Genomic DNA, 20,747 nt, shown 5'->3' with positions numbered 1-20,747 from the left:
GTAGAAATGTCGCGTATTGGACGTAAGTCGATCCCGGTGCCAGCCGGCGTCGATGTCACGATCGACGGCCAGACCGTCAAGGTCAAGGGCCCCAAGGGCGAGCTGTCGCACACCGTCTCCGAGCCGATCACGGTGGAGAAGGCGGAGAACGGCGAGCTGCAGGTCAACCGCCCGAACGACGAGCGGAAGGCCAAGGAGCTCCACGGCCTGAGCCGTACCCTGGTGGCGAACATGATCGTCGGGGTCACCGAGGGCTACCGCAAGAGCCTGGAGATCGCCGGCACCGGTTACCGGGTGACCGCCAAGGGCAAGGACCTCGAGTTCGCGCTCGGGTTCTCGCACCCGGTTCTGGTCCCCGCCCCGGACGGCATCACCTTCACCGTCGAGAAGCCGACGCTGTTCCACGTGGCCGGCATCGACAAGCAGCTCGTCGGTGAGGTCGCCGCCAACATCCGGAAGATCCGCCCGCCGGAGCCCTACAAGGGCAAGGGCGTGAAGTACCAGGGCGAGGTCATCCGCCGTAAGGCTGGAAAGGCAGGTAAGAAGTGAGCGCCACGCTGCTCAAGCGCCGCCGCGGCGTCGCCGCCAAGCGTGCCGTCGGGCGTGCGCGTCGGCACTTCCGGGTGCGCAAGAACGTCAACGGCACCGCCGAGCGTCCCCGCCTGGTCGTCACCCGGTCGCTGCGTCACATCGTGGCCCAGATCGTCGACGACACCAAGGGTCACACCCTGGCGTCGGCCTCGACCCTGGACGCCTCGCTGCGTGGTGCCGAGGGCGACAAGAGCGCCCTGGCCGGCAAGGTCGGCGCCCTGCTCGCCGAGCGGGCCAAGGCCGCCGGCATCTCGAAGGTCGTCTTCGACCGTGGTGGCAACCGGTACGCGGGGCGGGTCGCCGCGCTGGCCGACGCCGCTCGCGAAGCCGGACTCGAGTTCTAACAACCCCGTCACGAGAGAGAAGGAAGGCTGCTGATGCCAGGTCAACAGCGCCGTGGCGGCGGGTCCGGTGGCAACGAGGGTGGTCGCCGCGACAACCGCCGTGAGGGCGGCCGCGGAAACGCGCCCGTCGAGAAGACCCCGCACCTCGAGCGGGTCGTCGCGATCAACCGCGTCGCCAAGGTCGTGAAGGGTGGTCGTCGCTTCAGCTTCACCGCCCTGGTGATCGTGGGCGACGGCGACGGCACCGTCGGCGTGGGCTACGGAAAGGCCAAGGAGGTGCCCGCGGCGATCGCCAAGGGCGTCGAGGAGGCCAAGAAGCACTTCTTCAAGGTGCCGCGGATCGGCCAGTCGATCCCGCACCCGGTGCAGGGCGAGGACGCCGCGGGCGTGGTGCTGCTCAAGCCGGCCTCGGCCGGTACGGGTGTCATCGCCGGTGGTCCGGTGCGTGCCGTACTGGAGTGCGCGGGCATCCACGACGTGCTCTCCAAGAGCCTCGGCTCGTCGAACCCGATCAACATCGTGCACGCCACCGTGGCGGCCCTGAAGGGGCTCGAGTCCCCGGAGCAGGTCGCCGCCCGTCGTGGCCTGCCGGTCGAGGATGTCGCGCCGGCCGCGATGCTGGCCGCACGGGCGGGGGTGGCGTCCTGATGGCACGCCTGAAGGTCACCCAGGTCCGGTCCGAGATCGGGACCAAGCGCAACCAGCGTGAGTCGCTGCGCTCGCTCGGTCTCAAGCGGATCAACGACGTGGTGGTCAAGGAGGACCGGCCCGAGATTCGGGGCATGATCTTCGCGGTCAACCACCTCGTGAAGGTCGAGGAGGTCGAGTAATGACGATCAAGGTCCACCACCTGCGCCCGGCGCCCGGTGCCAAGACCGCCAAGACCCGGGTGGGTCGTGGTGAGGGCTCCAAGGGCAAGACCGCCGGTCGCGGTACGAAGGGCTCCAAGGCCCGCAAGAACATCTCGCCGGCGTTCGAGGGTGGGCAGATGCCCATCCACATGCGCCTGCCGAAGATGAAGGGCTTCAAGAACAAGTTCAAGGTGGTCTTCCAGGTGGTCAACCTGGACCGGCTCGCCGAACTGTTCCCCGACGGTGGCCAGATCGGCCCCGACGAGCTGGTCGAGGCCGGAGCGGTCCGCAAGGGCCACCCGGTCAAGATCCTCGGCACCGGGGACCTCGGCGGGGTGGCGCTCCAGGTGTCGGCGCACGGGTTCAGTGCGTCGGCCAAGGAGAAGATCACCGCCGCCGGTGGTTCGGTCACCGAGCTGTAAGGCACCCAGGACCGTGGCGCTCGTTCAGTTGTCGACAACTGGCGGGCGCCACGGTCTGCTGCGTGTCAGTGTTCTACTGCGTGTCAGTGTTCCGAATCACATCGTTACCGGTATATGTTCCCGGGCAAGCCTGCCCGGACAGCGGTCGGGCTGTTAGAGTCCGTTCCCAGCTATGGATATCGGGCGCTCGCCCGACCGCACCCCGCCCCGTCCCCGCCAGGGTTCCACCGGCGGCCCGCCTCGCGCAGGAGGAAGAAGTTGCTGTCCGCCTTTCTCAGTGCGTTCCGTACGCCTGACCTGCGCAAGAAGCTGCTGTTCACAGTCGGCATCATCGCGGTCTACCGGCTCGGTGCGACACTGCCCAGCCCTGGCGTCTCGTACGCGAACGTGCAGAAGTGCATCGACAGCCTGGAAGGGGGGTCGAACGGGGTCTTCAACCTGCTCAACCTCTTCTCCGGCGGCGCACTGCTCTCGCTCTCGGTCTTCGCGCTGGGCATCATGCCCTACATCACCGCGTCGATCATCCTTCAGCTGCTGACGGTGGTTATCCCGCGCCTGGAGCAGCTCCGCAAGGAGGGCCAGGCCGGCCAGGCGAAGATCACCCAGTACACCCGGTACCTGACCCTCGGGCTGGGTGTCCTCCAGGCGTCGGCCTTCGTCGCCCTGGCCCGGTCGGGCCAGCTCTTCAACAACCAGTGCGACCAGTTCCCGATCATCCCCGAGGGCACCGGCATCCCGGACTGGCTGACTCTGACCATCCTGGTCATGACCATGACCGCCGGTACCGGCATGGTGATGTGGCTCGGTGAGCTGATCACCGACCGGGGCGTCGGCAACGGCATGTCCGTCCTGATCTTCACCTCGATCGCCGCCCGCCTCCCCAGCGAGGGTTGGCAGATCAAGATCAGCAAGGGTTGGGGCTGGTTCGCCCTCGTCATCGCGCTGGTCCTGCTGGTCATCACCGCGGTCGTCTTCATCGAGCAGGCGCAGCGCCGGATCCCGGTGCAGTACGCCAAGCGCATGATCGGCCGGCGGATGTACGGCGGCACCTCCACCTACATCCCGCTGAAGGTCAACCAGGCGGGTGTCATCCCGGTCATCTTCGGTTCGTCGCTGCTCTACCTGCCGCAGCTGGCGCTCCAGTTCTTCGACCAGACCGATCCGGGCAAGACCCAGGCGTGGATCCAGAACAACCTGGCCGACCCGACCAGCCCGATCTACATCACGGTCTACTTCCTGCTGATCATCTTCTTCACGTACTTCTACGTCTCGATCACGTTCAACCCGACCGAGGTCGCGGACAACATGAAGAAGTACGGCGGCTTCGTCCCGGGCATCCGTCCCGGTAAGCCGACCGCCGAGTACCTCGACTTCATCCTCAGCCGGATCACCCTGCCGGGCGCGCTCTACCTCGCGGCCATCTCGGTCCTGCCGAACTTCTTCTTCATCTGGCTGGACAGCCAGGCCTACGTGAACTTCCCGTTCGGCGGCACCGCCGTGCTGATCATGGTCGGCGTGGGTCTGGAGACCGTGAAACAGATCGAGAGCCAACTCATGCAGCGGAACTACGAAGGGTTCCTGCGGTAGATGAGACTCGTTCTGGTTGGCCCGCCGGGCGCGGGCAAGGGCACACAGGCGGAGTTCATCGCCGCGCACCTGTCGGTTCCGAAGATCTCGACCGGGGACATCTTCCGGGCGAACGTCTCGCAGGGCACCCCGCTCGGGGTCGAAGCCAAGCGCTACATGGACGCCGGCAAGCTGGTCCCGGACGAGGTGACCATCAACATGGTCCGGGACCGGCTCGCCGAGCCGGACGCCGCCGAGGGCTTCCTGCTCGACGGCTTCCCGCGGACGACGCCGCAGGCAGCCGCCCTGGACAAGCTCCTCGCCGACCTCGGGACCGCGCTCGAACTGGTGCTGGAACTGGTCGTGGACGACGACGAGGTGATCCGGCGGCTCTCCGGCCGGCGTACCTGCCGGGGCTGCGGCAAGATCTGGCACGTCGAGTTCGACGCGACCACCCGGGACGACATCTGCGACCGTTGCGGCGCGGAGCTGTTCCAGCGCGACGACGACAAGCCGGAGACCATCGCCGCGCGCCTGCGGGAGTACGCCGAGAAGACCGCACCCCTGGTCGACTACTACGGCGCCCAGGGCAAGCTGGTCGGGATCGACGCGACCGGACCGGTCGAGGACGTGACCGTCCGGGCGATCGACGCCCTGCGCTCCTACGGCGGCTGACGTCCCGCGCTCCCACGACGGCTGGGGCCATGCGTCGCGCGGCGGCTAGAGTGCGAGGAGTGCGAGCGCGTCCCGTCGTGCCCCCGCCTCCCCGTTGACGAAAGGTAACCGCGTCATGCGCCGTCCCCAGCTGGACATCCAGCTGAAGACCCCCGAGCAGATCGAGAAGATGCGGGCCGCCGGCCTGGTGGTGGCCGCCGCCCTCCAGCGGATGCGTGAGGCGGTGGCCCCGGGGGTCAGCACCGCCGACCTCGACGCGATCGCCGAGTCGGTGATCCGGGGCGCGGGCGCGGTTCCCTCCTTCAAGGGCTACCACGGATTCCCCGCCTCGATCTGCTCCTCGGTCAACGAGCAGGTCGTGCACGCCATCCCCTCGCCCGACCAGGTCCTGCGGGAGGGCGACCTGATCTCGATCGACTGCGGGGCCGTCCTGGACGGCTGGCACGGCGACGCCGCGATCACCGTCGGGGTCGGTGCGGCCGACCCCGCCCTGCTGCGGATGGCCGAGGTCGCCGAGGACGCCATGTGGGCCGGGATCGCCGCTGCGGCCCGGGGTGCGGCGAGCGGCAAGGGCCGGCTCACCGACATCTCCCACGCGGTGGAGACCGCGGTCCGTCGGGGCGGCCGGTACGGCATCGTCGACGGGTACGGCGGGCACGGCATCGGCACCGAGATGCACCAGGACCCGCACGTGCTCAACCACGGCCGCCCGGGGCGCGGACCGCGCCTGGTGCCGGGGATCGCGCTCGCCATCGAACCCATGATCACCATGGGTTCGCCGCGTACCGTCGAACTCGCCGACGGCTGGACGGTGGTGACCCGGGACAGGTCGGTCGCCGCGCACGTCGAGCACTCCATGGCGCTGCTGGAGGACGGCGTCTGGGTGCTCACCGCCCCGGACGGCGGCCGGGCCCGCCTGGGCGACCTGGTGACCTCCCGCCAGCCCGCCGACTCGCCCGCAGTCTGATCTTCGCCGGTCCCGCCCGACCGGGGGGCGGGGTCGTCAGCGGTGGCGAAAAGTCGGCCCAGTCCGGGCTTTTCGTCCCAATTTCGAGTGACCGGGGTGGCCGGTTTGGCGTGCACCGGTCAGCCCGCGTACACTTTCAGATCGGCGCACAGCGTCCACTCCGGCATGCCCACCCTGCGCTTCGGTGGCGGTCGGAGCCGCGGCTGGCTCGAACACCCTGATGACCATCAGGGGTTCGTGTAAGACGTTGTGGGCCGTCCGGAGTAACCGACGTCAGGACAGCGGAGGACATGCCGAAAAAAGACGGAGCCATCGAGATCGAGGGTCGAGTCATCGAGCCCCTGCCGAACGCCATGTTCCGGGTGGAGCTCGCGAACGGTCACAAGGTGCTGGCTCACATCAGCGGCAAGATGCGGCAGCACTACATCCGCATCCTGCCGGAGGACCGGGTCGTCGTCGAACTCTCGCCGTACGACCTGACCCGCGGGCGCATCGTCTACCGCTACAAGTAACCACGCCTGACGACGGCCGGGTAGTCCCCGTGTCCGTCTTCGACGTCCGGGGTCGCGCTTCGTCGCGTCTCCGGGCCAGATGGGAAGTAAGGCAACCGTGAAGGTCAAGCCGAGCGTCAAGAGGATCTGCAACAAGTGCCGGGTCATCCGCCGGCACGGCCGGGTCATGGTCATCTGCTCCGACCCGCGCCACAAGCAGCGCCAGGGCTGAACCAGGGCTGACCGACCGTCCGACGGTCGGTCCATCTGGTTCGGGCCGCGGATCCCGACACCACATCATCAGCTCGTCCCAGCCGCGAGCGGTACGCATCGCGTACTCCCACGTGGCTGACCCCCGGTCGGAGGCCGGGGCCCGTTCGGGCAACGACCGCCCCCGGTCGCGACGCGTCACGACGCGTCCGGTCGGTGACGTGGTCGGAACGGGGTGGGGCGGGCTCAGACCTCCGCCAGAACACCACAAGGGAGTACGCCCGCACATGGCACGTCTAGTCGGCGTCGACCTCCCCCGCGAAAAGCGGATGGAGATCGCGCTCACCTACATCTTCGGCGTGGGTCGCACCCGCGCCCTGGAGACGCTCGCCGCCACCGGCATCTCGCCGGACAAGCGCGCTCGGGACCTCACGGACGAGGAGCTGGTCCAGCTCCGCGACCACATCGAGGCGAACTACAAGGTAGAAGGCGACCTGCGCCGCGAGGTCGCCGCTGACATCCGCCGCAAGGTCGAGATCGGCTGCTACGCCGGCATCCGGCACCGCCGGGGTCTGCCCGTGCGCGGGCAGCGGACCAGGACCAACGCGCGGACCCGGAAGGGCCCGAAGCGGACCGTCGCCGGCAAGAAGAAGCCCGGCAAGAAGTAACTAGGAGCGCACAGACTTATGCCACCGAAGGCTCGTGCCGGAGCCGCCGTCAAGAAGGTCCGGCGCAAGGAACGCAAGAACGTCGCCCACGGGCAGGCGCACATCAAGAGCACCTTCAACAACACGATCGTGTCCATCACGGACCCGACCGGTGCGGTCATCTCCTGGGCCTCCGCCGGTCAGGTCGGCTTCAAGGGCTCGCGCAAGTCGACCCCGTTCGCCGCGCAGCTGGCCGCCGAGGCCGCCGCGCGCCGGGCGATGGAGCACGGCATGCGCAAGGTCGACGTATTCGTGAAGGGCCCCGGCTCCGGCCGGGAGACCGCGATCCGTTCGCTGCAGGCCGTCGGGCTGGAGGTCGGCCAGATCGCCGACGTCACCCCGCAGCCGCACAACGGATGCCGTCCGCCGAAGCGTCGCCGGGTCTGAGAGGTAGAGAGAGATGGCTCGTTACACCGGTGCTGACTGCCGCCGTTGCCGGCGGGAGAAGATGAAGCTGTTCCTCAAGGGCAGCAAGTGCGATGGCCCGAAGTGCCCGTTCGAGTCCCGGCCGTTCCCGCCCGGACAGCACGGCCGGGGTCGCACCAAGGAGACGGAGTACCTGCTCCAGCTCCGCGAGAAGCAGAAGGCCCGCCGCGTCTACGGCGTGCTGGAGAAGCAGTTCCGCGGTTACTACGAGGAGGCCGTGGCCAAGCAGGCCAAGACCGGTGAGGTCCTCCTGCAGATCCTCGAGTCGCGGCTGGACAACGTGGTCTACCGGGCTGGCTACGCCAAGTCCCGGGACATGGCCCGTCAGCTGGTCAAGCACGGCCACTTCACGGTGAACGGCAAGAAGGTCGACATCCCGTCGTTCCGCGTGAAGGAGCACGACATCATCGAGGTCCGGGGCAAGAGCAAGGAGCTCACCCCGTTCATCGTGGCGCAGGCCGAGGCCGGCTCGAAGACGGTGCCGGCCTGGCTCGAGGCCATCCCCAGCCAGATGAAGATCCTGGTGCACTCGCTCCCGGCCCGGCAGGTCATCGACACGCAGGTCCAGGAGCAGCTGATCGTCGAGCTCTACTCGAAGTAGTCGGAGCTCGTTGCGGTGGTCCGCCCCATACCGGGGCGGACCACCGGAACAGTTTGTCGTGGGCGTCATATAGCGGGCGTCCCGGAAGAGAAGAGAAGACATGCTCATCAGCCAGCGACCGACCCTCTCCGAAGAGTCGATCAACGAGACCCGGTCCCGGTTCACCATCGAGCCGCTGGAGCCCGGCTTCGGCTACACCCTGGGCAACTCGCTGCGGCGTACGCTGCTGTCGTCCATCCCGGGTGCGGCGGTGACCTCGATCAAGATCGACGGCGTGCTGCACGAGTTCACCACGATCCCCGGTGTCAAGGAGGACGTGGTCGAGCTCGTCATGAACATCAAGGAGCTCTGCGTCAGCTCCGAGCACGACGAGCCGGTCAGCATGTACCTGCGCAAGCAGGGTCCGGGCGACGTGACCGCGGGTGACATCCAGCCCCCGGCCGGCGTCTCGGTGCACAACCCGGACCTGAAGCTCGCCACCCTCAACGGCAAGGGCCGGCTCGACATGGAGCTGACCGTCGAGCGGGGTCGCGGCTACGTCACCGCGGCGCAGAACAAGCAGGCCGGCGCGGAGATCGGCCGGATCCCGGTCGACTCGATCTACTCGCCGGTCCTGAAGGTCACCTACCGCGTCGAGGCGACCCGGGTCGAGCAGCGGACCGACTTCGACCGGCTGATCATCGACGTCGAGACCAAGCCGTCGATGGGGCCGCGTACCGCGCTGGCCTCCGCCGGTTCGACGCTGGTGGAGCTCTTCGGCCTGGCCCGGGAGCTGGACGAGACCGCCGAGGGCATCGACATCGGGCCGTCCCCGCAGGACGCCCAGCTCGCGGCGGACCTGGCCCTGCCGATCGAGGAGCTGGACCTCACCGTCCGCTCCTACAACTGCCTCAAGCGCGAGGGCATCAACACCGTTGGTGAGCTGATCGGGCGCACCGAGGCCGACCTTCTCGACATCCGCAATTTCGGTCAGAAGTCGATCGACGAGGTCAAGATGAAGCTCGCCGGGATGGGGCTGGGCCTGAAGGACTCCGCGCCCAACTTCGACCCGGCGCACGTCGTGGACACCTTCGGCGAGGCTGACTACGACACCGACGACTACCGCGAGACCGAGCAGCTGTAACCGCGGCTGAGCATCTAAACGAGGAGCACCAACCATGCCCACGCCCACCAAGGGCCCCCGCCTCGGCGGCAGCCCCGCGCACGAGCGGCTGATGCTGGCCAACCTGGCCACCGCGCTGTTCCAGCACGGCAAGATCCAGACCACCGAGACGAAGGCCCGGCGGCTGCGCCCGCTGGCCGAGCAGCTCATCACCAAGGCCAAGCGCGGTGACCTGGCCTCGCGGCGGCGGGTGCTGGGTGTCGTCAAGGACAAGGACGTGGTCTACGCCCTGTTCGACCAGATCGCGCCCCGGTACGCCAACCGCAACGGTGGCTACACCCGGATCGTGAAGACCGGTCCGCGCAAGGGTGACGCCGCGCCGATGGCGATCATCGAGCTGGTCGAGGAGCTTCAGGTCGCCGAGGCCAAGGCGAACCGGAAGACCGCCGCCCGCAAGGCCGCGCAGCAGGACAAGGTCGAGGCGCTCGCCCCGGCCGAGGAGGCCCCGCAGGGCAAGGACGCCGACCAGGACGCCGAGCCGCCGGTGTCGGCTTCCGGGGACACCGCAGCCGCCCGTGAGGACAGCGACGAGGCCGGCGAGAACGACAAGGCCTGAGCATGAGGCCACCATCGGGCCCGGCACCCTTCGGGGTGCCGGGCCCGATGCATGACGCGGAGGTACGAGTGGAGGAGCGGATCCGGCTTCGGCTGGACGTCGCGTACGACGGCACCGGTTTTTCCGGGTGGGCCGCACAGCCGGAGCGGCGGACGGTGGCCGGGGTGCTCACCGCGACCCTGGACCTGGTGCTCGGCGCGGGCACCGCGACCGGACTGACCGTGGCCGGCCGGACCGACGCCGGGGTGCACGCCTCCGGGCAGGTCTGTCACCTCGAACTGCCCGGCGATGTCTGGCGGGCGCACCAGGGTGCGCTGCTGCGTCGGCTGGCCCGGCTGCTCCCGCCGGACGTGCGGGTCCGGGCACTGACCGAGGTGCCGGCCGACTTCGACGCCCGGTTCTCGGCCACCTTTCGCCGCTACGAGTACCGGGTGACCGACGCCCCGTGGGGTGCGGAGCCGCTGCACCGGCACGAGGTGCTGGCCTGGCCGCGCCCGCTGGACCTGGCCGCGTTGAACGCCGCCGCGGCCGGGCTGGTGGGGGAGCACGACTTCGCCGCGTACTGCAAGCGCAAGGAGAACGCCACCACGCTGCGCGAGGTGACCCGGCTGGACTGGCGGCGGGACCCGGACGGGCTGCTGGTCGCCACCGTGCAGGCGGACGCGTTCTGCCAGGCGATGGTGCGCAGCCTGGTCGGGGCGATGCTGGTCGCGGGGGACGGCCGACGACCGGTCGACTGGCCGGCGAGCCTGCTCACCCGGCGGGAACGGTCGAGCGAGGTGACCGTGGCGCCCGCGCACGGGCTGACCCTGGTCGCGGTCGGCTACCCCGTCGACCCGACGGAGTACGCCCGCCGCGCGGATCTCACCCGTCGCCTGCGGGTGCCGAGCACGTCCTGACCGAGGCCACGTGCCGTTCCGTCCGGCAGGCCGGCCCGACGCCCGGCCGCAGCGACCTCGACGGGGCCGGGCGTCCCCGAGGCAGGCTCAGTCGTCGTCGGAGCCGGACGGGTCCGTCCCGAGGGTCCCGGTCGAGTTCGGGTCCGGCTGTACGAGGTCGCCGTCGGTCCGGCGCTCCAGCACCGTCTGGTCGAGGTGGAGCTCGACCATGTCGTTGAGTACCTGCTTCGCCTTCGGGTCGTTCGTGTCGATCGGCTGGCCGTCGGCCCGGACCACGAGGCAGTAGGCGATGTAGTGGCCGCGTACCTGCCAGGCCACCCGGGCCGCCGCGGTGGTCAGCGCCTTGGTCTCGTCGCCGGCCTCCAGGGCCAGGAACCGGCCCTGCTGGTGCTGGAGGATCTGCCGGATCCGCTCCCGGGCCCGCTCGGCGCTGGCCAGGTCGGTGAGGTTGAGCAAGCCGGCGGTGGCCAGGTGCCCGCCGTCCGGTGCCCGTACCGTGCCCCGGACGACCTGGTTGCAGCCGAGCCGGACCAGCAGGTCGGCGATGTCGTCGGTGGCCGCCACCGCGCAGCTCGCGCTGGAGTGGGTCTTGAGGACCTGGTATGCCGGTTGCCCGTCGGCGAGGACCAGCTGGCGGCCCGGGAAGACCTCCCTCGCGGTCAGCGGCAGCGGGTCGGTGTCGCGGGAGTCCAGGTCGGTCCGGACCGGCCCGTCGGTGCGCACCGCGCCGGGCGGGGCGGACGGAGGGCTCTGCGGATCGGGTGTCGACTCCCGTTCCAGCAGCACGGCAGCGGTGCCGAGGCCGCAGATGGCCAGCAGCACCAGGACCGCAGCACCGCCCACCACCATCTGCCAGAGCCGGCCACCCATCGGGGTCGTGCGTGCTGTCGGATACCCCACGGCGGGCGCGGGGGCCGTCGGGTACTCCACGGCGGGCGCGGGGGCCGTCGGGTACTCCACGGCGGGCGCGGGGTCCGGCTGCGGTGCGACCGCCGGCTCGGCGGACTGCGTCCGGGTCGGGGCGGCTGACACCGGGGCGGTCTCCTCGGGTACCGGCGTGGCCGGGGGCGGCGCCGGGACGACGGCCCGGGCCTGCTCGCTGGCTGCCCGGGGGACCGGGGGCAGGTCCGGCGTCGGGAAGCGGGAGGGTGAGGGGCCGGCGGGGGCGCGTCGCGCGCCGGCCGCCGACGGGTCGGCTCCGGGTTGCGGAAGCCCGTGCAGTGCGTCCTCATCGGACTCGTACCGGTACACCATGTGCCATAGATTAAGGGCATTACTCCTTTCAGGGGGTAAAACGGGAAATTGCCCCCACTGATGTCCCGTCCCGGACCGCCGACCGTCGTGCCGGTGCCTCCGCCCCGGTACGCGAGAATGCGGACGTGACCGGCGACCACTACTTCAGCTCCCGTCCCGCGAGCCTGCCCCAGCCGCGGCAGGTCGAGTTCTCCGTCGCCGGGCGCGACTACACCCTGGACTCCGCCGGCGGGGTCTTCTCCGCCGACCGCCTCGACGCGGGCACCGCCGTTCTGCTTCGCAAGGCCGAGCTGCCCGCGCCGGAGACCGCCGGGGCGCTGCTCGACCTGGGCTGCGGATTCGGGCCGATCGCCTGCGTCCTCGCCACGCACGCCCCGGCGGCGACGGTCTGGGCGGTCGACGTCAACGAACGCGCCCGGGAACTCACCGCCGGCAACGCCGTCCGGGTCGGGGCGGCCGGCCGGGTACGGGTGGCCGACCCGGACGACGTGCCCGACGGGGTCACCTTCACCCAGCTCTGGTCCAACCCGCCGATCCGGATCGGCAAGGAGGAACTCCACACCCTGCTGCGCCGCTGGCTGCCCCGGCTCACCCCGGACGGGGTCGCCTGGCTGGTGGTCGCCCGGCACCTCGGCGGTGACTCGCTGCACGGCTGGCTCACCGACCAGGGCTGGCAGGTCGTCCGGCACGCGAGCCAGAAGGGCTACCGGGTGCTCCGCGTCACCCGGTAAATGGATGTCCCCGGCCCGTGCCGCTCGGGCAGGATGCCCGGGTGGGATACGTGGACGTGGCCGGGGTGGCGCACACCCTGCCGGACGGTCGGGAACTCTTCGCCGACGTGTCGTTCCGGGTCGGCGAGGGGGCCAAGGTCGCCCTGGTCGGACCGAACGGTGCGGGCAAGACGACCCTGCTGCGGATGGTCGCCGGTGACCTGCCGGTCGCCGTGGGCGGCGTTGCCCGCTCCGGAGGGCTCGGCGTCATGCGGCAGTTCATCGGCATGATCGGCGACGACTCCACCCTCGCCGACCTGGCCCTCGGTCTGGCCCCGCCCGCGCTGCGCGACGCCGGGCGCCGGCTGGTCGAGACCGAGGCGGCGATGAGGGCCGCCGAGGTACGCGGCAAGTACAGCACCGCCGCCGGCAAGGCGCAGCTCGCGTACGCGGACGCGCTGGCCGCCTGGGGCGAGGCCGGCGGATACGACGCGGAGGTGCTCTTCGACACCGTCGCGACCATCGTGCTCGACCTGCCCTGGGAGACCGCCCGGGACCGTCCGGTCCGGACGCTCTCCGGCGGCCAGCAGAAACGCTTCGCCCTGGAACTGCTGCTGCGCGGCCCCGACGAGGTGCTCCTGCTCGACGAGCCGGACAACTTCCTCGACGTGCCCGGCAAACGATGGCTGGAGGCGCGGCTGCGCGAGTCCACCAAGTCCGTGCTGTACGTATCGCATGACCGGGAACTGCTCGCCCAGACCGCCGACCGGGTGGTCGCGGTGGAGGGCGGCAGCGCCTGGGTGCACCCGGGCAGCTTCGCGACCTGGTACGACGCCCGGGTGGCCCGGCACGCGCGCCTCGACGAGCAGCGCCGCCGGTGGGACGAGGAACACCAGAAGCTGCGCGAGCTGATGCTGATGTACAAGCAGAAGGCCGCGTACAACGACGGGCTGGCCTCCCGTTACCAGGCCGCGCAGACCCGGTTGCGCAAGTTCGAGGAAGCCGGGCCGCCGCCCGTACCTCCGAAGGACCAGGACATCCGGATGCGCCTGACCGGCGGGCGGACCGGCAAGCGCGCGGTGATCTGCGAGTCTCTGGAGCTGGACGGCCTGACCTACCCCTTCGACCTGGAGATCTGGTACGGCGACCGGGTCGCCGTGCTCGGCGCGAACGGCACCGGCAAGTCGCACTTCCTGCGGCTGCTGGCCCGCGGCGGCACCGACCCGGACCCGGCGAACGGGCCGGTGGACGGGGCGGCCGCCCTCGCCCCGGTCGCCCACGACGGGATGGTGCGCCTCGGTGCCCGGGTCCGGCCGGGACACTTCTCGCAGACCCACGACCGACCGGAGCTGATGGCGAAGACCCTCGTCGAGATCCTCTGGCGGGGCGACGAGCACCGGGCCGGCATGGACCGGCACACCGCGATGGCCGCGCTCGGCCGCTACGAGCTGGCCGGCCAGGGCGACCAGCGGTTCGGCACGTTGTCCGGTGGACAGCAGGCGCGGTTCCTGGTGCTGCTGCTGGAGCTGTCCGGAGCGACCCTGCTGCTGCTCGACGAGCCCACCGACAACCTCGACCTGGCCAGCGCGGAGGCGCTGGAGGAGGGGCTGAAGGCGTTCGCCGGCACGGTGGTCGCGGTCACCCACGACCGCTGGTTCACCCGCTCCTTCGACCGCTTCGTCCTCTTCGCGGGCGACGGCGAGGTCCGCGAGACCCCCGAACCGGTCTGGGATGTCGGCTGAGGTGGTTGCGGGGTGAGGTGGTTGCAGGGGCCCCTTGTTACCGCTTTTTGAGTAGCAGGGGACCCCTGCAACCACCGCCGCATAGAGTTGATCTCGTGACTGAGATGACCTTCCGCCGACTGGGCGACTCGGGGCTCGTGGTATCCGTGGTCGGTGTCGGCTGCAACAACTTCGGCCGCAAACTCGACCTGGCCGGGACCCGAGCGGTGGTGGAGGCCGCCCTCGACGCCGGTATCAACTTCTTCGACACGGCCGACATCTACGGGCAGCCGCAGGGCGGCTCCGAGGAACTGCTCGGTGCGGCCCTGCGCGGGCGGCGCGACGACGTGGTGGTGGCCACCAAGTTCGGCATGGACATGCACGGCATGAACGGCCCGGACCACGGCGCGCGTGGCGCCCGCCGGTACGTCGCCCGGGCGGTGGAGGCGTCGCTGCGTCGGCTCGGCACCGACCATATCGACCTCTACCAGCTGCACGAGCCGGACCCGGGCACGCCGATCGAGGAGACCCTCGCCGCCCTGGACGATCTGGTCCGCGCGGGCAAGGTGCGTTACCTGGGCAACTCCAACTTCAGTGGCTGGCAGATCGCCGACGCCGACTGGATCGCCCGGACTGCCGGCACGACCCGGTTCGTCAGCGCCCAGAACCACTACAGCCTGTTGGAACGCGCGGTGGAGACCGAGGTGGTGCCGGCGTGTGAGCGCTTCGGACTCGGGCTGCTGCCGTTCTTCCCGCTCGCTGACGGCCTGCTCACCGGCAAGTACCGGCGCGGGGAGCAACCTCCGGCGGGCAGCCGGCTCGCCGGTGCGGGCCGGTACGCGCAGCGGTTCGCCACCGCCGACTGGGACACCATCGAGGCCATCGGGTCGTACGCCGACCAGCGAGGGCTCACCATGCTCCAGGTGGCCATCGGTGGGTTGGCCGCCCAGCCGGCGGTCACCTCGGTGATCGCCGGGGCCACCACGCCGGAGCAGGTACGGGCCAACGCCGCAGCCGGTGCCTGGCAACCGGACGACGACGACCTGGCCGCCCTGCGCGCGCTCCTCTGACCACTGGCTTCTCTGACCACTGGCGGACCCGTCCGCCGCCGGGAGCCCGGCCCCTTCACCACCGGGCTTCCGGCGGTCGGCTCAGACCAGGCCGTTGACCCGGTTCGCGGATCGTCCCCGCAGCGCGGCGGCCACCATCCGGGCCGTCCGGGTGGGGTGGCGGAGTACGTCGTCGGAGGTGCAGCGGACCACCCGCCAGCCCGCCGCGCGGAGTGCGTGGAACCGGGTCGCCTGCCGGCGGAGCAGCGCCGGGTCCCGGGGCGGGCCGGGTTCGTACTCGACCGCCACCCGGCGGGCGGGGTAGGCGAGGTCGACCCGGCCGACGTACTGGCCCCCGGCATCGCGCACCTCGTGCCGGACGGCTGGCGCGGGCAACCCGGCGTCGAGCAGGAGCAGGCGAAGCCGGGTCTCCATCGGGGACCCGGCAAACGGGTCGACCAGCGCGAGCACCTCCCGCAGCAGCGGCAGGCCGGGCCAGCCGGTGCGACCGGCCGCGTACTCGCGCAGCGTGGGCAGGTCCACCACGCGGTGGTGCAGCAGCGCGTCGAGGGCGACCACCGCCTCGGTGCGTGGCGGCCGGCGACCGAGGTCGAAGGCCGTGCGGAGCGCGGTGGTGACCGGTAGCCCGGTGTGGACGGTCAGGTCGGCTTCCGACAGGACCGATCGGGTGACGGCCACCCGGGTGTGCGGGCGCATCCGGGCCGCGCGGGGCAGCACGACGGTGACCGGCGCGTTCGGCGGCAGCAGCCCGGCGCCCCACAGGTACGCCGCGCTCAGTCCGGCGATTGCGGCGCCGGCCGGAAGCACCAGCGCCACGGCCTCGCACCACATGCGATGGTCCTCGGGTCGGTGGGCCGCCCGGTGTACGTAGACGTCGGGCAGTATTCGCTGCCAGGCACGCCCGCGCAGCATCGTCCAGGTGAGGAGGCCGTGGGCCACGGCGGTGCTGCCGCGGAAGGGCCGGGACTCGAGACCGGGCGGAACCTGGGGTGAGCGCGGCATCAGGACAGCATGCCGTGACCGGACGGTCACGCGCTGCCCCCGATCGTCGATTGTGAGATTTTCTCCACTGCCGTAGTCGCTGTTAAACCATCACGACCTGCGGAAAACGGACGCACCATCCTTGGCGGATGCCCCGATCCGACGTACGGTGTGCCACGCAAGTAACCCACGGGAGCCCGGTGGACCGGGCTGAGAGGGGGGCTGGGAGCCCCCGACCGTCGAACCTGATCCGGGTAATGCCGGCGCAGGGAGGAGAGTTGCCGTGCCGTCCCTGGGACGACTGCATCTTGTCACCGACACCCGCCCCGGGCGCGATCCGCTCACCGTGGTCCGGGCCGCCCTCGGCGTCGCCGGCCCCGAGCTGGTGGTGCAGGTCCGGGTCGAGGACTCCGCCACCGACCGTGAGGCGTACGACCTGACCGGCCGGATCCTCGAACTGTGCGCGCCGGTCGGCGCGACGTGCCTGGTCAACGACCGGTTGCACGTGGCGCTCGCGGCCGGCGCGGCGGGCGGACATGTCGGCGCGGACGATCTGCCGGTCGCCGCCGCCCGCCGGGTGCTCGGCCCGGATGCGGTGCTCGGCGCGACCGCCCGGGAGCCGCTCGCCGCCGCGCGGGCGGTCGCCGCCGGGGCGGGCTACCTGGGTGTCGGCCCGTGCCATGCGACCACCACGAAGGACGGGCTACCGGCACCGATCGGTCCGGACGGGGTACGCGCGGTGGCCGACGTGGTGCCGGTGCCGGTGATCGCGATCGGCGGGGTGACCGCGGCGACGGTGCCGGCGCTGCGCGCCGCCGGGGCGTACGGGGTGGCGGTGGTCGGGGCGCTCTCCGGCGTCGCCGATCCGGCCCGCGCGACCGCCGGGCTGCTCGGAGCCCTCGGGTGGTAGCAGGGGGCCCTTCCTCATCAAAAAGCGGTAACAGGGGTCCCCTCCTTGCACCGGATGTGGTGGTGGTGGGGGGTGGGGTCGTCGGGTGGGCGGTGGCCTGGCGGTGTGCCGCGCGGGGACTGTCGGTGACCGTGCGCGACCCGGCACCCGGCTCGGGAGCCTCCACCGTGGCCGCCGGGATGCTCGCCCCGGTGGCCGAGGCGTACTTCGGGGAGACCGCGCTGACCGGGCTGCTCGTCGCGTCCGCCGCCCGCTGGCCGGCGTTCGCCGCCGAGCTGACCGCCGCCAGCGGCGTCGGCCTCGGATACCGCACCGAGGGCACCCTGGTCGTCGGGCTCACCGGCGACGACCTGGCCGAGGCGGGTCGGCTCTGGGCATACCAGCGGGAGTTGGGGCTGCCGATCACCCCGCTGCGCCCCAGCGGGCTGCGGGACCGGGAGCCGGCGCTCGCCCCCCGGGTGCGTGGCGGCGCGTTCGCCCCCGGCGACCACCAGGTCGACCCCCGGCGTCTGCTGGTGGCGTTGCGCACCGCGGCCGAGCGGGCCGGCGCGGTGCTGGTCGCCGCCCCGGTCGGGCGGGTCGACGAGCTGACCGCGTCGGCCGTCGTGGTCGCCGCCGGCTGCGGCACCGCCGCGTTGACCGGCCTGCCGGTCCGGCCGGTGAAGGGGCAGATCCTCCGGCTCCGCGCGCCCGGCGGCGGCCCGCCGGGCTTCCGGCACGTCGTCCGGGGGTACGCCGACGGCGAGCCGGTCTACGTCGTGCCCCGCGCCGACGGGGAGGTGGTGGTCGGGGCGACCGTCGAGGAGCGGACCGACCCGGCGGTCACCGCCGGGGCGGTGCTGCGACTGCTCCGCGCCGCCGTCGACCTCCTGCCCGAGCTGGCCGAGTACGACCTGGTCGAGACGGCTGTCGGGTTCCGCCCCGGCACCCCGGACAACGCGCCGGTCATCGGCGCGCTCCCCGGCCGACCGGGAGTGCTCGTCGCGGCGGGCCACCACCGGCACGGCATCGTGCTCACCCCGGTCACCGCCGATCTGGTCGCCGACCTGGTCACCACCGGCACTCCCGACGCGATGCTCGCCCCCTTCACCCCGGGCCGGTTCGGCCCGGTCACCCGGCCGGCGGCCGGTGGGTGACCCACCACAGCGGACGAGTGCGTGAACCCGACGAAAGGACGACAGGTGGAACTGACGGTCAACGGCGTCGGGCGGAGTCTGCCCGACGCGGCCACGGTGGCGGACCTGGTCGGCGAGGTCACCGCCGACCGGCGCGGGGTGGCGGTCGCGGTCAACGGCGAGGTGGTGCCGCGTACCGGCTGGCCGGGCACGACGCTGCGCGACGGCGACCGGGTCGAGGTGCTGAGCGCGGCGCAGGGCGGGTGAGCGCGGTGACCTTCGTCCTCGGCGGTACGACGTTCACCTCCCGGCTGATCCTCGGCACCGGCGGCGCGGCCAACCTGCACGTGTTGGAAGGGGCGATCCGGGCCTCCGGCACCGAACTGGTCACCCTGGCGCTACGCCGGGTCGACCCGACCGGCGGCCACGGCGGGCTGCTGGACCTGCTCGACAGGTGCGGGGTGCGGCTGCTGCCCAACACGGCCGGCTGCTACACCGCACGGGACGCGGTCAGGGTCGCCCACCTGGCCCGGGACGCGTTCGACACCGACTGGGTGAAGCTGGAGGTGATCGGCGACGAGCGGACCCTCCTGCCCGACGGGGTGGAGTTGCTGCGCGCCGCCGAACAGCTCGTCGACGACGGCTTCACCGTCCTGCCGTACACCTCGGACGATCCGGTGCTGGCGCGCCGGCTGGTCGACGTGGGCTGCGCGGCGGTGATGCCGGCCGGCGCGCCGATCGGCTCCGGCCTGGGCGTCAACAACCCGCACCACATCCGGCTGATCCGGCAGGAGGTCGACGTGCCGGTGATCCTGGACGCCGGCATCGGCACCGCCAGTGACGCCGCGCTCGCCATGGAACTCGGCTGCGACGCGGTGCTGCTGGCCAGCGCGGTCACCCGGGCCGCGGACCCGGAGACGATGGCCGCCGCGATGCGCCACGCGGTCGAGGCGGGGCGGCTCGCGTACCGGGCCGGCCGGATCCCGCGCCGCTTCCACGCGCTGGCCTCCACTCCGGACGAGGGACGGCCGGAGCTGTGACCGCGTCGGCCGTCCGTGCGGTTCGCGGTACGAAAGGACTCCGCCAGGACCCGCCCGCCACCGTGACCAGAGCCGACGTCCCCACCGGGATCGTCGCGTTCACCGATCGCCGGGTGGCCCGGCGACCACTGCCGGAGGTCGTCGCGGCGGCGGCGGCCGGGGGAGTGCGGTGGGTGGTGCTGCGGGAGAAGGACCTGCCCCGCGTCGAGCGGGCCGCCCTCGCCGCCGAGCTGCGGGCGGTCCTGGCCGGTACGGGCGGCACGCTGGTCGTCGCCGGCCCCGACCCGCTCGACGGGACCGCCGTCCACCTGTCCGCCGCCGGCCCGTACCCGCCGCCGGACGTGCCGCTGGTGGGTCGTTCGTGCCACGACCCGGTCGAGGTGGGTCGGCTCACCACCGAGGACTACGCCACCTGCTCACCGGTCTACCCGACCCGCACCAAACCCGGCTACGGCCCACCCCTGCACCCCGGAGGGCTGGCCGAGCTGGTGCGGGCCAGTCCGGTGCCGGTTCTCGCCCTCGGCGGCGTGGAGAGCCCGGAGCAGGTGCACGCCTGCGTCGAGGCGGGCGCCGTCGGCGTGGCGGTGCTCGGCGCCCTCATGCGGGCCGGCGATCCCACCACGGTCGCGGCCACCCTTGTCGAAGCCTTCACCGCAGCCAGCGGAGGTGAACGGTGACCCCGACGACCGTGCTCACCGTCGCCGGCTCCGACTCGGGCGGTGGTGCGGGCATCCAGGCCGACCTGAAGGTGTTCGCCGCGCTCGGCGCGTACGGCACCAGCGTGGTCACCGCCGTGACCGCGCAGAACACCCGGGGCGTGGACGCCGTCCTGCCGTTGCCGCCGCGCACGGTCGCCGAGCAACTCGACAGTGTGCTCGGTGACTTCCGGGTCCGGGCGGTCAAGACCGGGATGCTCGGCACCCCGGCGGTCGCCGACGCGGTGGCCGGGGCGGCCCGGGCGGGACGGCTGCCGAACCTCGTCGTCGACCCGGTGCTCGTCGCCACCAGCGGGCACCGGCTCGGTGCGGTGGAGGCGGTCGAGCGGCTGCTGCCGTACGCGCTGGTGGCGACGCCGAACCGCGCGGAGGCCGAGGCCCTCACCGGAGCGCCGGTGACCACGGTCGGGGAGATGGTCGTCGCCGCCGGGGCCCTCGCGGCCGGTGGCCCGGCGTACGTGGTGGTCACCGGCGGCGACGTGGACGCCGACGGCGAGGCGGTCGACGTGCTGGTCGGCGGCGGAACGACGACCGTGCTGCGCGCGCGGCGGGTGGAGACCCGGCACCACCACGGCACCGGCTGTTCGTTCTCGGCGGCGATCGCGGTGCGACTGGCGGCGGGCGACGCGGTGCCGGTGGCGGTGGCGACCGCCAAGGAGTACGTCACCCGTGCGCTGACCGGCGCGCGGAACTGGGAACTGGGCGCGGGCCGTGGCCCGCTGGACCACTTCGGTTGGTCCTGACGACCACCAGGGAGGCTGT

27 protein-coding genes and 1 riboswitch are annotated in these 20,747 nt (G+C 71.8%); of the genes, 25 read left to right on the top strand and 2 right to left on the bottom strand.

The annotated features are described in order from the left end of the window. The first annotated feature begins 6 nt into the window (after positions 1 to 6). From rplF to truA, 16 genes are all read left to right on the top strand, one after another. The gene (gene rplF / locus IGA62_RS08750) at positions 7 to 549 is read left to right on the top strand and encodes a 50S ribosomal protein L6 (protein ID WP_145815464.1); all 543 of its coding nucleotides are present in this window, start codon (positions 7 to 9) and stop codon (positions 547 to 549) included. Further along, the gene (gene rplR, locus IGA62_RS08745) at positions 546 to 935 is read left to right on the top strand and encodes a 50S ribosomal protein L18 (protein ID WP_145815465.1); all 390 of its coding nucleotides are present in this window, start codon (positions 546 to 548) and stop codon (positions 933 to 935) included. Before rplF ends, rplR begins: the two co-directional genes overlap by 4 nt. 33 nt (positions 936 to 968) lie before the next feature. Further along, positions 969 to 1,583 carry a 30S ribosomal protein S5 gene (rpsE, locus tag IGA62_RS08740; RefSeq protein WP_145815466.1) on the top strand — a complete coding sequence of 205 codons (615 nt, stop codon included), beginning with the start codon at positions 969 to 971 and terminating at the stop codon, positions 1,581 to 1,583. Beyond that, positions 1,583 to 1,765, top strand: coding sequence for a 50S ribosomal protein L30 (gene rpmD / locus IGA62_RS08735; protein ID WP_145815467.1), 183 nt, complete (start codon positions 1,583 to 1,585; stop codon positions 1,763 to 1,765). The genes rpsE and rpmD overlap by 1 nt, the downstream gene beginning before the upstream one ends. After that, positions 1,765 to 2,208 (top strand): 50S ribosomal protein L15, encoded by a 444-nt coding sequence (gene rplO / locus IGA62_RS08730; protein WP_145815468.1) that lies wholly within the window; start codon positions 1,765 to 1,767, stop codon positions 2,206 to 2,208. Before rpmD ends, rplO begins: the two co-directional genes overlap by 1 nt. A 258-nt stretch (positions 2,209 to 2,466) precedes the next feature. Next, entirely contained in the window at positions 2,467 to 3,795 is a 1,329-nt protein-coding gene (gene secY, locus IGA62_RS08725; RefSeq protein ID WP_091451886.1) for a preprotein translocase subunit SecY, read from the top strand. Beyond that, complete coding sequence (locus IGA62_RS08720; RefSeq protein WP_091451883.1) at positions 3,796 to 4,449, top strand: adenylate kinase; 654 nt, start codon at positions 3,796 to 3,798, stop codon at positions 4,447 to 4,449. 115 nt (positions 4,450 to 4,564) lie between these two features. After that, complete coding sequence (gene map, locus IGA62_RS08715) at positions 4,565 to 5,416, top strand: type I methionyl aminopeptidase (RefSeq protein ID WP_091451878.1); 852 nt, start codon at positions 4,565 to 4,567, stop codon at positions 5,414 to 5,416. 290 nt (positions 5,417 to 5,706) lie between these two features. Then, a complete protein-coding gene (infA, locus tag IGA62_RS08710; RefSeq protein ID WP_007073013.1) occupies positions 5,707 to 5,928 on the top strand; it encodes a translation initiation factor IF-1 in 222 nt (73 codons plus the stop codon). Between the two features lie 97 nt (positions 5,929 to 6,025). Further along, positions 6,026 to 6,139, top strand: a complete 114-nt coding sequence (gene rpmJ / locus IGA62_RS08705) for a 50S ribosomal protein L36 (protein ID WP_043965539.1) — start codon at positions 6,026 to 6,028, stop codon at positions 6,137 to 6,139. 265 nt (positions 6,140 to 6,404) lie between these two features. Continuing rightward, positions 6,405 to 6,785 carry a 30S ribosomal protein S13 gene (rpsM, locus tag IGA62_RS08700; RefSeq protein ID WP_007073012.1) on the top strand — a complete coding sequence of 127 codons (381 nt, stop codon included), beginning with the start codon at positions 6,405 to 6,407 and terminating at the stop codon, positions 6,783 to 6,785. Between the two features lie 18 nt (positions 6,786 to 6,803). Further along, complete coding sequence (gene rpsK, locus IGA62_RS08695; RefSeq protein ID WP_030329919.1) at positions 6,804 to 7,211, top strand: 30S ribosomal protein S11; 408 nt, start codon at positions 6,804 to 6,806, stop codon at positions 7,209 to 7,211. Between the two features lie 13 nt (positions 7,212 to 7,224). Next, on the top strand, positions 7,225 to 7,851 hold the full coding sequence (gene rpsD, locus IGA62_RS08690; protein ID WP_091451874.1) for a 30S ribosomal protein S4: 627 nt from the start codon (positions 7,225 to 7,227) through the stop codon (positions 7,849 to 7,851). 100 nt (positions 7,852 to 7,951) lie between these two features. Beyond that, positions 7,952 to 8,974 (top strand): DNA-directed RNA polymerase subunit alpha, encoded by a 1,023-nt coding sequence (locus IGA62_RS08685; RefSeq protein WP_076466647.1) that lies wholly within the window; start codon positions 7,952 to 7,954, stop codon positions 8,972 to 8,974. Between the two features lie 34 nt (positions 8,975 to 9,008). After that, positions 9,009 to 9,569 carry a 50S ribosomal protein L17 gene (gene rplQ, locus IGA62_RS08680; protein ID WP_091451870.1) on the top strand — a complete coding sequence of 187 codons (561 nt, stop codon included), beginning with the start codon at positions 9,009 to 9,011 and terminating at the stop codon, positions 9,567 to 9,569. A gap of 68 nt (positions 9,570 to 9,637) precedes the next feature. Next, positions 9,638 to 10,468 carry a tRNA pseudouridine(38-40) synthase TruA gene (gene truA, locus IGA62_RS08675; protein ID WP_145821717.1) on the top strand — a complete coding sequence of 277 codons (831 nt, stop codon included), beginning with the start codon at positions 9,638 to 9,640 and terminating at the stop codon, positions 10,466 to 10,468. Between the two features lie 87 nt (positions 10,469 to 10,555). Here truA and IGA62_RS08670 read toward each other — a convergent pair whose 3' ends face one another. Beyond that, the gene (locus IGA62_RS08670) at positions 10,556 to 11,722 is read right to left on the bottom strand and encodes a hypothetical protein (RefSeq protein ID WP_186499713.1); all 1,167 of its coding nucleotides are present in this window, start codon (positions 11,720 to 11,722) and stop codon (positions 10,556 to 10,558) included. Between the two features lie 125 nt (positions 11,723 to 11,847). On the opposite strand from IGA62_RS08670, the gene IGA62_RS08665 reads away from it, so the two are divergent. The 3 genes from IGA62_RS08665 (at position 11,848) to IGA62_RS08655 (ending at position 15,223) form a co-directional block, all read left to right on the top strand. After that, complete coding sequence (locus tag IGA62_RS08665; RefSeq protein WP_145815470.1) at positions 11,848 to 12,453, top strand: class I SAM-dependent methyltransferase; 606 nt, start codon at positions 11,848 to 11,850, stop codon at positions 12,451 to 12,453. A 41-nt stretch (positions 12,454 to 12,494) separates the two neighbouring features. Next, positions 12,495 to 14,174: an ABC-F family ATP-binding cassette domain-containing protein gene (locus IGA62_RS08660; RefSeq protein ID WP_145815471.1), complete on the top strand. Its 1,680-nt coding sequence runs from the start codon at positions 12,495 to 12,497 to the stop codon at positions 14,172 to 14,174. A 104-nt stretch (positions 14,175 to 14,278) separates the two neighbouring features. Continuing rightward, positions 14,279 to 15,223, top strand: a complete 945-nt coding sequence (locus tag IGA62_RS08655; protein ID WP_091451851.1) for an aldo/keto reductase — start codon at positions 14,279 to 14,281, stop codon at positions 15,221 to 15,223. Positions 15,224 to 15,304: 81 nt separating this feature from the next. On the opposite strand, the gene IGA62_RS08650 is transcribed toward IGA62_RS08655, so the two are convergent. Beyond that, the gene (locus tag IGA62_RS08650) at positions 15,305 to 16,225 is read right to left on the bottom strand and encodes a hypothetical protein (protein WP_145815472.1); all 921 of its coding nucleotides are present in this window, start codon (positions 16,223 to 16,225) and stop codon (positions 15,305 to 15,307) included. A gap of 158 nt (positions 16,226 to 16,383) precedes the next feature. Next, a riboswitch (TPP riboswitch) is annotated at positions 16,384 to 16,493 on the top strand. Here IGA62_RS08650 and IGA62_RS08645 point away from each other — a divergent pair. From IGA62_RS08645 to thiD, 6 genes are all read left to right on the top strand, one after another. Continuing rightward, on the top strand, positions 16,488 to 17,114 hold the full coding sequence (locus IGA62_RS08645) for a thiamine phosphate synthase (RefSeq protein ID WP_145815473.1): 627 nt from the start codon (positions 16,488 to 16,490) through the stop codon (positions 17,112 to 17,114). It overlaps the preceding riboswitch by 6 nt. Next, complete coding sequence (thiO, locus tag IGA62_RS08640; protein ID WP_186499714.1) at positions 17,108 to 18,250, top strand: glycine oxidase ThiO; 1,143 nt, start codon at positions 17,108 to 17,110, stop codon at positions 18,248 to 18,250. Before IGA62_RS08645 ends, thiO begins: the two co-directional genes overlap by 7 nt. A 45-nt stretch (positions 18,251 to 18,295) precedes the next feature. After that, positions 18,296 to 18,496 carry a sulfur carrier protein ThiS gene (gene thiS, locus IGA62_RS08635; protein ID WP_091451835.1) on the top strand — a complete coding sequence of 67 codons (201 nt, stop codon included), beginning with the start codon at positions 18,296 to 18,298 and terminating at the stop codon, positions 18,494 to 18,496. Further along, positions 18,493 to 19,269 (top strand): thiazole synthase, encoded by a 777-nt coding sequence (locus IGA62_RS08630; RefSeq protein WP_145815475.1) that lies wholly within the window; start codon positions 18,493 to 18,495, stop codon positions 19,267 to 19,269. Before thiS ends, IGA62_RS08630 begins: the two co-directional genes overlap by 4 nt. A gap of 62 nt (positions 19,270 to 19,331) precedes the next feature. Next, positions 19,332 to 19,946, top strand: a complete 615-nt coding sequence (locus tag IGA62_RS08625; protein ID WP_145815476.1) for a thiamine phosphate synthase — start codon at positions 19,332 to 19,334, stop codon at positions 19,944 to 19,946. Continuing rightward, positions 19,943 to 20,728, top strand: a complete 786-nt coding sequence (gene thiD, locus IGA62_RS08620) for a bifunctional hydroxymethylpyrimidine kinase/phosphomethylpyrimidine kinase (protein ID WP_145815477.1) — start codon at positions 19,943 to 19,945, stop codon at positions 20,726 to 20,728. Before IGA62_RS08625 ends, thiD begins: the two co-directional genes overlap by 4 nt. Positions 20,729 to 20,747 lie beyond the last annotated feature (19 nt).

This window comes from Micromonospora sagamiensis, from assembly GCF_014680085.1.
Classification (GTDB): domain Bacteria; phylum Actinomycetota; class Actinomycetes; order Mycobacteriales; family Micromonosporaceae; genus Micromonospora; species Micromonospora inyonensis.
This window is presented reverse-complemented; position numbering and strand designations above follow the sequence as displayed.

Bases quoted from the DNA above. Each gene is read 5' to 3' on its own strand.
- rplF (WP_145815464.1), top strand. From the start codon at position 7: ATGTCGCGTATTGGACGTAAGTCGATCCCGGTGCCAGCCGGCGTCGAT.
- rpsE (WP_145815466.1), top strand. From the start codon at position 969: ATGCCAGGTCAACAGCGCCGTGGCGGCGGGTCCGGTGGCAACGAGGGT.
- rpmD (WP_145815467.1), top strand. From the start codon at position 1,583: ATGGCACGCCTGAAGGTCACCCAGGTCCGGTCCGAGATCGGGACCAAG.
- rplO (WP_145815468.1), top strand. From the start codon at position 1,765: ATGACGATCAAGGTCCACCACCTGCGCCCGGCGCCCGGTGCCAAGACC.
- IGA62_RS08720 (WP_091451883.1), top strand. From the start codon at position 3,796: ATGAGACTCGTTCTGGTTGGCCCGCCGGGCGCGGGCAAGGGCACACAG.
- map (WP_091451878.1), top strand. From the start codon at position 4,565: ATGCGCCGTCCCCAGCTGGACATCCAGCTGAAGACCCCCGAGCAGATC.
- infA (WP_007073013.1), top strand. From the start codon at position 5,707: ATGCCGAAAAAAGACGGAGCCATCGAGATCGAGGGTCGAGTCATCGAG.
- rpsM (WP_007073012.1), top strand. From the start codon at position 6,405: ATGGCACGTCTAGTCGGCGTCGACCTCCCCCGCGAAAAGCGGATGGAG.
- rpsK (WP_030329919.1), top strand. From the start codon at position 6,804: ATGCCACCGAAGGCTCGTGCCGGAGCCGCCGTCAAGAAGGTCCGGCGC.
- rpsD (WP_091451874.1), top strand. From the start codon at position 7,225: ATGGCTCGTTACACCGGTGCTGACTGCCGCCGTTGCCGGCGGGAGAAG.
- IGA62_RS08685 (WP_076466647.1), top strand. From the start codon at position 7,952: ATGCTCATCAGCCAGCGACCGACCCTCTCCGAAGAGTCGATCAACGAG.
- rplQ (WP_091451870.1), top strand. From the start codon at position 9,009: ATGCCCACGCCCACCAAGGGCCCCCGCCTCGGCGGCAGCCCCGCGCAC.
- IGA62_RS08670 (WP_186499713.1), bottom strand. From the start codon at position 11,722: ATGGTGTACCGGTACGAGTCCGATGAGGACGCACTGCACGGGCTTCCG.
- IGA62_RS08655 (WP_091451851.1), top strand. From the start codon at position 14,279: ATGACCTTCCGCCGACTGGGCGACTCGGGGCTCGTGGTATCCGTGGTC.
- IGA62_RS08650 (WP_145815472.1), bottom strand. From the start codon at position 16,225: ATGCCGCGCTCACCCCAGGTTCCGCCCGGTCTCGAGTCCCGGCCCTTC.